Source organism: Pseudoflavonifractor sp. 524-17, from assembly GCF_009935845.1.
Lineage (GTDB): Bacteria > Bacillota > Clostridia > Oscillospirales > Oscillospiraceae > Pseudoflavonifractor_A.
The window spans coordinates 1-5747 of sequence record NZ_QWEK01000090.1 but is presented as its reverse complement, the minus strand read 5'-3'; the positions used below and the strand labels follow the sequence as shown (position 1 = coordinate 5747).

At 52.0% G+C, this 5747-nt stretch carries 7 protein-coding genes and 2 pseudogenes; 4 read left to right on the top strand and 5 right to left on the bottom strand.

Features of this window, described 5'->3' with window-relative positions; genetic code table 11:
- Positions 1-137: 137 nt before the first annotated feature.
- The 4 genes from D1159_RS18345 (at position 138) to D1159_RS18330 (ending at position 2297) form a co-directional block, all read left to right on the top strand.
- Positions 138-560 carry a hypothetical protein gene (locus D1159_RS18345; RefSeq protein ID WP_161847041.1) on the top strand — a complete coding sequence of 141 codons (423 nt, stop codon included), beginning with the start codon at positions 138-140 and terminating at the stop codon, positions 558-560.
- Positions 561-660: 100 nt separating this feature from the next.
- Entirely contained in the window at positions 661-906 is a 246-nt protein-coding gene (locus D1159_RS18340) for a DNA cytosine methyltransferase (protein ID WP_243152397.1), read from the top strand.
- On the top strand, positions 869-1300 hold the full coding sequence (locus D1159_RS18335) for a very short patch repair endonuclease (protein WP_347563733.1): 432 nt from the start codon (positions 869-871) through the stop codon (positions 1298-1300). The genes D1159_RS18340 and D1159_RS18335 overlap by 38 nt, the downstream gene beginning before the upstream one ends.
- A gap of 178 nt (positions 1301-1478) precedes the next feature.
- A complete protein-coding gene (locus D1159_RS18330) occupies positions 1479-2297 on the top strand; it encodes a DUF4368 domain-containing protein (RefSeq protein WP_243152395.1) in 819 nt (272 codons plus the stop codon).
- A gap of 51 nt (positions 2298-2348) precedes the next feature.
- On the opposite strand, the gene D1159_RS18325 is transcribed toward D1159_RS18330, so the two are convergent.
- The 5 genes and pseudogenes from D1159_RS18325 to D1159_RS18305 form a co-directional block, all read right to left on the bottom strand.
- Complete coding sequence (locus D1159_RS18325) at positions 2349-3326, bottom strand: hypothetical protein (RefSeq protein ID WP_202621162.1); 978 nt, start codon at positions 3324-3326, stop codon at positions 2349-2351.
- Between the two features lie 243 nt (positions 3327-3569).
- Positions 3570-3869: pseudogene (locus D1159_RS18320) on the bottom strand (conjugal transfer protein TraG); the annotation flags it as partial.
- Positions 3866-4339 carry a PcfB family protein gene (locus D1159_RS18315; protein ID WP_161847038.1) on the bottom strand — a complete coding sequence of 158 codons (474 nt, stop codon included), beginning with the start codon at positions 4337-4339 and terminating at the stop codon, positions 3866-3868. The pseudogene D1159_RS18320 and the gene D1159_RS18315, both read right to left, overlap by 4 nt.
- Positions 4340-4413: 74 nt before the next feature.
- Entirely contained in the window at positions 4414-5052 is a 639-nt protein-coding gene (locus D1159_RS18310) for a hypothetical protein (protein ID WP_161847037.1), read from the bottom strand.
- Between the two features lie 78 nt (positions 5053-5130).
- A pseudogene (locus D1159_RS18305) lies at positions 5131-5673 on the bottom strand (hypothetical protein); the annotation flags it as partial.
- Positions 5674-5747 lie beyond the last annotated feature (74 nt).

The window sequence follows — 5747 nt, the reverse complement described above, 5'->3', positions numbered from 1 at the left end:
CAGGCTATTTTTGCTGCTTTCTTCTTCCGTAAACAACTCACTTCAGATTGAGCATTTTTAAGTAATACTACTATAAGCAGTATGTTCGAGCTATTGTTGAATTACAGCCAAAAGCATTTGTCATAGAAAATGTCAGTATGCTTAAATCGCAAGTTCATCGTTTCTATTTAGAAAAAGGCGATGAAGAACTGATTAAAAAATATAATATCCGGGTTAGAGAAACACCGCTTCATTTTATTGATGCACAATATATGTTTGATGACATATTGAACATTATTCAGAACCGCCAAGAAGCTAAACGACATCTATGGCCAGACACTCATTTTTCAGAATTAAACATTATCTATAAAGCAACAAAGAACATTAAAAAGCTGGAAAAGGCTTTGACAAAGCACCAAAGAAAACTTTTGAACATTGCAGAAATACATATAGGATTGGAAATTGAAAATCCCATTATTGCAGCAGATCATGGAGCGTTTCAAGCAGTTAAAGATTATTATGACGGTACGATTGCCCTAGCTGATTTAGAAGCACTGATCAAACCAGCAATTATGTTTTAGAAAATGCTTATATACTGATGCATCGAGGACACAAAATACTATTTACCTGCGGCTCAATTATGATGAACCTTCTGGAACTGTGGTGAATGTTCGGAAATCAATGTGGATACACCCAACACTGGACAGAGCAATAAGCATCAGAGAGGCTGCACGGCTCCAAACTTTTCCAGACAGTTTTGTATTTTGCGGTTCTAAGGATAAACAATACCAGCAGGTGGGAAATGCTGTACCTCCAATTATGGCAAAGTCAATCGCCAAAAAGTTGGCGAGCATTTCGAATAAAAATCTGAGAAAGGACGAAGATGACAGTGGCGGGCGACTACAGAAAATCCCAGCGCAGTTATAATATGTTAAGAATTTGGGGTACGAATACCTCTCCCGAAGAAAGAGTTAGGAAGTATCTGTTTTCTAAGGGATTTCGATACAGAAAAAATGTGCGCAAACTGCCTGGGTGTCCTGATATAGTATTACCTAAATACAAAACTGTTATTTTCGTAAACGGGTGCTTCTGGCATAAGCATAGCTACAAGCGTTTTGTCTGGCCATCATCGAACCAAGAATACTGGTATAATAAGATCAACGGAAATGCATTGCGGGATGAAAAGAACCGCTCGCTGCTTGAGGCAGATGGATGGAATGTAGTCGTGGTATGGGAATGTGAACTCAAAAAGCAGGCTTTTGATGACACAATGGAAAAACTTATCAGCAGTATTCAGATACCTTCTATTGCCTCAACATGAGCGCCCATTATCTGCAAACATTTAGACGCCGTTTGCCCATTTCAGCAAGCAGCGTCTTTTTGAAATTTACCCTTGACAAAAGCTCTCTGAGGCAAACGCCACAGGCAAGCTGCCGGACAAGCATTTCAGCCGCCTCCTTGCCGAGTATGACGAGGAACAGGCCGCGCTGGAAGCCTCCATGACGGAGTGGCAGAAGATGATTGACAACTGGAACGCCGACCGGGTGAGAATGACGGAGTTTATCGACCTTGCCAAACGGTACACCGATTTCTCGGAACTGACTACGCCGATGCTCAATAAGTTTATTGAGAAAATCGTTGTCCACGAGGGCAAAGGCCGGGGCAAACAGCGCCGCCAGCGGTTGGATTTTTACTTCAATTTTATCGGCGCGTTTGAGGTTCCCGCCGACATTGTGACCCCGATGGAGCAGGAAGCGGAACGCCGCCAACAGGAGGAACAGGCTGAGAAAGAGGAACGCTCCAAGGCGCTCGCCCAGGCCCGGTACGAGAAGTACAAGCAAGAGCGCCGGGAGTTTACCGCCAGGAAGCGGGCAGGCCTGTTGACCCTGGAGGAACAGGCGGAGGAAGGACGGCGGTTCGAGCGCAACCGGGCCTACCAGAAGAAACAGCGCAACAAGAAAAGGGCCCCTCAACCGGAGAAGCCCCGCAAGCGGACATTGGAGGAACTTGCCAAGCTGGACAAGATCGGAGCTGACCTCACCCCGGAAGAAGCGGAACGGCTGGAAACCCACCGCAATCGGAAAAAAGAGGCTTTGCAGGATTTGAAAGCCCGCGCCGAAACTGACCCGGCAGCAGCGGCGGAGTTGGCACAGCAGAGAGCGCAGCAGTCGGAAGCGGTGAAGAAGTCCCGCCAGAAGATGTATGCGGACGCCGCAGCCGGAGATCCCGAAGCCCAAGCCCGGTATGAGCGTTTCCTTGCTGCGAGGCGGGAGAACTACCACAGGAAGAAACAGGCCGAAGCCGCCCAAGCCAGCTAAAGCAGATACAGAAAACGCCAGGGACAATAATAGTCCGTGGCGTTTTCATCGTTACTGCCGTTCCAGCAAATCCATATATTTCTGCTTTTCAGTATCAGGGATTTTCAGCGCCGCCATAGCCTGTTCAATCGTCAGCCCCAATGTTTCCATGAGGTTTTTGATAGAGAACAAAATACCGTTCGTCATGCCCTCGGCAACGCCCTTTTCCCTAACGCCCTTGCTCAGATTGCACATGACCGACACCTTCCTTTCCATTGTCTGCGTCATTTGAATGTCGTAATCGTCCTGCAAAATCTTCCGCTTCTCCGCCTCGCTGGTTTCGTTGGAGAGAAGCACGTCCAGCATCCGAAGTACACCGTCATAGTTTGCCCCGTTCGGCCCACCAAGGCACAGCATGATGATGGACAGCAAGTCATAATTCTTGACGGGTTCTTTGCCCTCTCCTACCAGGTGTTCCTCTACCAGCCGATACCGGGTGATGGTATTCTCCCGATACTGCGGCGGTTTCATGCAAATCCAGATAGAATAGACTTTTTTGATTTTCTCATAATGGGGGCCGGTGAACTCCCGGCCATACTGGGAAGAAATCATCCGGCAACAGTAGTATATGCCACGCTTTATCAGCGGATAGCCGGGATAAAAATCGTTCTGCGCCTCCACGTTGATGATGAGGGCAATTTGTTCCTCGGAGCCGGGGACGATGGCACGAAAACGGATGTCGTAGGTGACGGTCCCCTCATGCACCGACTTGTCCTCAGTGTCCATGCCGCTGATGACTGTGCCGCCCTCGTCCGGCAGTACCGGGACGGCAGACACCTGGGGTTGGCCCTCTATGTATTTCTCCGCAATATCGTTGACATCGCACTCTTTGTATTCTTCCAGGCAGGACTTCATGATCCGCGCCAGGATTGCCTTTTCAGGCAGGACACGCTTGCAGGCGGCATCATAGCCCGCGCTGTCATCCGTGACGTGCAGCCCCTGGGCGATTGTCGTTTCCCCGTCCACCGTCCTCACCTTCTTCCACTTCATTCTACCACAGTTTTGGCAGAGCGTCCACTGCTTTTTTGATGGCTACGAGGAACCGGGAACGAGAGGAAAACAAGCTGTGTATGCGCCAGGTGCGGGAGGCACAGCGGGCTGAAAAGGGTGTAAAAGCACCAATGTAATAGATTAAGGACGCATTTGTTATTATGTGTTGCTTGCGGTAATTCATCCAAGGGCCTATAATGGCAACCAGAAAGGAGGTGTTGCTTACAGTTAAGATTATGCACTCCATCTGGCACTCCCGTACTCCTGTCCATGCCGAAATTTCTTGGCGTTCTTGCTCTTGATATACACCGCCAGCCGGAGGGCCGCTCCGCAGGCAAGGCCCACCAGCAAGTCCGAGGGGTGAAAGCTGGGCAGGGCCGACTGAAAGGCGGCGGCAAAGCCGTCCATGATATGCAGCAGCTTTTCCGAGGCGTTGGCGCCCTCCGCCAGCCGCCACGCCTGCCCCAGCTTGGTGGCATACAGGCCGCTCAGGGCATAAGGCAGGTTGAGCAGAGCGAGCTTTTTGATGTTGATATTCTTCATCGCTCCAGCTCCTTTTTCTTCTCCTTGGCCTGCTCCCTGGCCTGCGGCAGAATGGCCCGCAGCTTTTGGATGATGGACTGACGGCTCTGCTTTTTGACGGTGTTCGCGGTATACTCCTTAAATGCCGCCGTCAGCGCGTCGCCGTCGCGGGCCTTGAAAAACACAAGGTACTTGGGCGGCGAAGTGGTGCGGTCTTTCTTTACGGCGTAGTCCACGCCGTACTTCCGCGCCACGCGGTCAAAGTCCTTGATGTTCTTATCGTCGATCTCGATATTTGCCACGCCCTGATTCTGCCCCACAAGCTCCTTGACCGTCTGTTTCCCCTTGGGCTGCACATCAGGGCTGGCCCGCGCCATAGCCTCCTTTTGGTAGGCGAGAAACTTGGTGATCGCCGCTTTCAGCGCCCTGCCGGTCAGCTTGGCGGTGCTGATAATGAGGGTCACACTTCGCTGTTCAACATCTTCCTGCAAATCATCACCTCCGATTTTCCCATAGCAAAAGGCCCTCATGTTTCCATGAGAGCCTTGCGATAGCTGATATTCTGTTACTTGATCCACACGTCAGCGGCGTCAAAGTTGCTGCCGGTGAAGTCACTCGACCCATGGACGGAGCCGAGATTGTACTGCCCGTAGGAGAAGTAGGCGGTCACGATATAGCTGGGGACCTCGCTCTGCACCTCCGCGATCATCCACTCGGCGTACTCCTTGATGGTGGAGAGGTCGTAGGATTTCCACCATGCCTTGAACTCGCTCCTGCTCAGGTCGCCGGAGTAGGTTACGGTAAAGATTTTCTCATCGCCGTAGTTGGTGACGGGCTTTTCCTTGACCGTCCACTGCCTTTCAAAGCCGGCATAGCCAGTGTCCGCAGTGGAGGGCTGTGTCTGCGTTGGCCGGCTGCTGACGGTGGCGATGTTCCGCTCCCCGTCGTAGCCCACCTCCACCTCCAGCCCGTAGGCTTCGGCCAGCGCCCGGAGGGGGGCATAGGTCGTGCCGTTGTAGGTAAAGACCATCACATCGTTGCCCTTGGCGTCCTTGGGCTGGAATACCTCGCCGTCCACAAGGACGCTGATGGGACTGACCTCGATTTGGATGGCCCCGCTTGCCGCCAGCGCCGTAACTGCGGTGGAGCTGATGAGCAGCGCCGTCAACGCGCCTGCCGCAAAAGATAGAAACCGTTTCTTCATGTTGAACTGCCTCCTGTATGTTGGATTTGTGTTTCCACAACCAAATCATACAGAAAACAGCGCAATTCTGTAACGATGTCACGATGCCTTCTCTGCGGCAAAGCGGGCGTCCAGCGCGGCCACTGTCCAATTTGTTTTGAACTGTCCGAGAGGGCCAGGGCCGAACTGCGCCAGAGCGCGGCGGTCCAGCTCCATGAGCTTTTTCCACAGCTCCGGGTGGTGTGTTCTCAGCTTACGCAGCTCACCTATCCTTTGCAGGGGACAGCACCAGCAGGAGGCACGATGATATATCTCATACAGCCCGCCGAAGTCAAAGCCCCGGTCATAACAGGCTTTCAGCGCCTCGGCCTCGGTAATGCCCCATTCCACAAGGGGGTACACCTCATCTTTACAGCGCCACGCTTCGTCTGCCGCGATGCCTACATAGTGGAGCGCGTTTTTCTCTTTCTTGAGCCGGTTGACCTCTTTGTTTATCAGGTGCGTTTTGAGCTGTCCCGTACACCAGCGGACGCGAACACCCGGCCAGCCGTTGCCGTAGGGCGGGACGCCTAATCTGGCGCGGTTTTCCAGACTGGACTTCTTCTGCTTGGGTTCGTCGAACATCAGCCACTCAAAGCCATGCTCAAGAAAAAGGGAATCCTCCAGAGCATGAGCCGAAAAGGCAACTGTCTGGACAATGCCGTGATTGAAAACTT